Raw genomic sequence first — 2,397 nt, forward strand, 5'->3', positions numbered from 1 at the left:
ATTTCGGCCATCAGCTACCGGAGGGATTTTACACCAGAAATCGGACTTGATCGGCGCGGGGATTTTTTCGCCCTCTCGTATGGGAACTAGCCCCTGGCTTGACTTATCTGACTTGCATGCCTGCTACAACATCTTTTGCGAAAGTCCAATCATCCCTTCCACCCGCTCCCGGGCCATCCCCGCCAACAATCCAATACCTATCAGCTCTCAGGCCTTGCAGAAGTGCTGGGGCGACCCTTTGGCCGACCCGCAGAAAGGCTAAGATGACGATTCATGAGTCGGTGTACGCGGTGCAGGCGAAAGAAATAGACCCGCCTGAAGATGTTGAATGAGTAGATTGGCTGCTGCTTACTACCGTTCTGGTAACCTTGCTTGAGGACGCGGTGGAGAAGATAGACTGGTATAAGCTGCGGTGGAGAATAGAGCGTTTTCACTATACCCTGAAAAGCGGCTGCAAGATTGAAGAACTTCAGCTCCAGACCATGGAGACTTCGTGCGCCGCAATCCTGGAAAGGCACGAGTGGCAGGCGCCGCATTGAGTAGGCAACAAAACGCCCATTCCGCCCGATACGCCGCCCACCTTGGAGGAGGAGGTCGATCTCATAGGGAGGCTGGGCAGACACTTGGGCCGCAAGGGCGACGGAAAACCGGGCGTCAAGAAGCTTTGGCACGGCCTGCAACACCTCAAAGACATATCGGAAACCTGGTTCCTCATGGTCGGGATGCGGATTCTTCCCATCGATGTGGGTAATGCATAGTACATATGCGGAGGGCTCAGGCAAGCATCCGGCCCGGGGGACATGACCGTGATTGCATGCGGAAATCCGCCAAAAGGCCGGGATGTGGGCGAGTTCAACCGCAGACTCGGAGATCGGAGAAGTGAAAGAGCTGATCGGGGATCGCAGGGTCTATGTTATCGGTGATTTGACGGCCAAAGGCTACCCTCGACACGGACGAATGTGGAACAGCAACCCGGGCGCGAATCCGTATACCTGGGGGGTGCTCAAATGCGGCGGGAGGCGCCCAGGTGTTGGGGGTTAGCGCTCACGTTCCGCATGTAGAAGGCCCCATCTGGGTATTTCGGGCAGTGCCAGACGACCGGTCCGGCGCGGAGTCGATGTAGATCTCAACGCCAAAACCCGCAGGCCAAAGGAGCCGCCTCGGCACGTCAAAGGCATCGCAAGAATCCATCGAGACGCGGCGCGCCGCCCCTTCGTGTTCCACGTACGCCACTGGGACTGTGTCGAGCACGTTGAAGGTCATGCGGGCCCTTGGCCGCATCGTTCGTCTCTTCCCCGGTATCGCGATAGGCTTGCCTTCAGCCGCAAGCTCACCGTCCGCATGTAACATGTTGTAAGCAGGCATTTTGCGAATGGCCGGGCAGGTCTCGCAGGGCGCCCTGCCGGGAGTGCCGGATCGCTTCCCTTCAAGATGCGATGGCCTTATGGGGCACGCGTGTGGTTTCCGAACATACTCCACAGACTTGGGGCCTATCCCGGCGGCAGCCCACAAATCTGTGGGTTAGACTCAGAAGATCCGTCAAAAATGGGGGCTATCTGCTTGCGCGGGTCGGCGTCCCCCGAGAGGGCCTCGGGGAGGCGTCGCCGGCCAATCAGCCCAACGCGCGTAGCTCGGCATATGTCCTCACTCCTCGCGACGCGCGCGCGCCCCTTTCAGCTGATCTCCGGAGGCCCCAATTGTGGCTGCTATGTGAAAAACAGAGGCCATAATTGGGGGCTGATTTGGGCGTAGTCCACAAATTCGGAGACGAGGGCAAGACGCGGGTGATCGTTCGCCAACCTGATTAAGAAACTTCTCACCAGACTCGGAGCCAGCAGCATCTACATGCGGAACGCAGGTTCCAGGGGCGTCGCCATGGTGACCATGCGCGGTGACGCCCTTGCGGGCCAGCGCCTCCACTTATGTGGGCAAATCGACCTCCGCCGCGGAACCCAGCGTCTCGTCCAGGCCCAGTTACAGCGCCTATGGGCAATGCTGGCCAGGCTAGTCTCCTCAGCCCCATGGCCGCGACGCGAGGAGTTCCGTCTGCACGTACCGGCCCCACGGCCCCAAGAGTCTCCAACGTAATGGCCATCTATGTAAGCGTGCACGTCCTGGATTCATACTGCCCGAAACACGCACACAGTTATCGGCTGGTTACTGTCCAGAACCTGCTTAGCATGTGTTAGATTCGGAACTTAAGCTCAAGTCGCCTCCGTGCAGGCGCGGAAAGCGAAGGGTTTACTCTGTATGGGCCGTATGGTAATATTTAGGAAAAGGTATGATTGGAGGAGCGACCCCAGATGTCCATACGTCGATGGTTGAACCAGGCGCACCAGTACTACCTCATCCACGATCTCAGCATATCAGCTACGGCTACAAGGGTGCGGGGCAGCA

At 58.3% G+C, this 2,397-nt stretch carries 2 protein-coding genes; one reads left to right on the plus strand and one right to left on the minus strand.

What is annotated here, in order from left to right; translation table 11 throughout:
- Positions 1–557: 557 nt before the first annotated feature.
- The gene (locus NUW23_14055; GenBank protein MCR4427285.1) at positions 558–758 is read left to right on the plus strand and encodes a hypothetical protein; all 201 of its coding nucleotides are present in this window, start codon (positions 558–560) and stop codon (positions 756–758) included.
- Between the two features lie 286 nt (positions 759–1,044).
- Here NUW23_14055 and NUW23_14060 read toward each other — a convergent pair whose 3' ends face one another.
- Complete coding sequence (locus tag NUW23_14060) at positions 1,045–1,281, minus strand: hypothetical protein (protein MCR4427286.1); 237 nt, start codon at positions 1,279–1,281, stop codon at positions 1,045–1,047.
- Positions 1,282–2,397 lie beyond the last annotated feature (1,116 nt).

Source organism: Bacillota bacterium (assembly GCA_024655925.1).
Classification (GTDB): domain Bacteria; phylum Bacillota; class DTU025; order DTU025; family JANLFS01; genus JANLFS01.

Bases quoted from the DNA above. Each gene is read 5' to 3' on its own strand.
- NUW23_14060 (MCR4427286.1), bottom strand. From the start codon at position 1,281: ATGCGGCCAAGGGCCCGCATGACCTTCAACGTGCTCGACACAGTCCCA.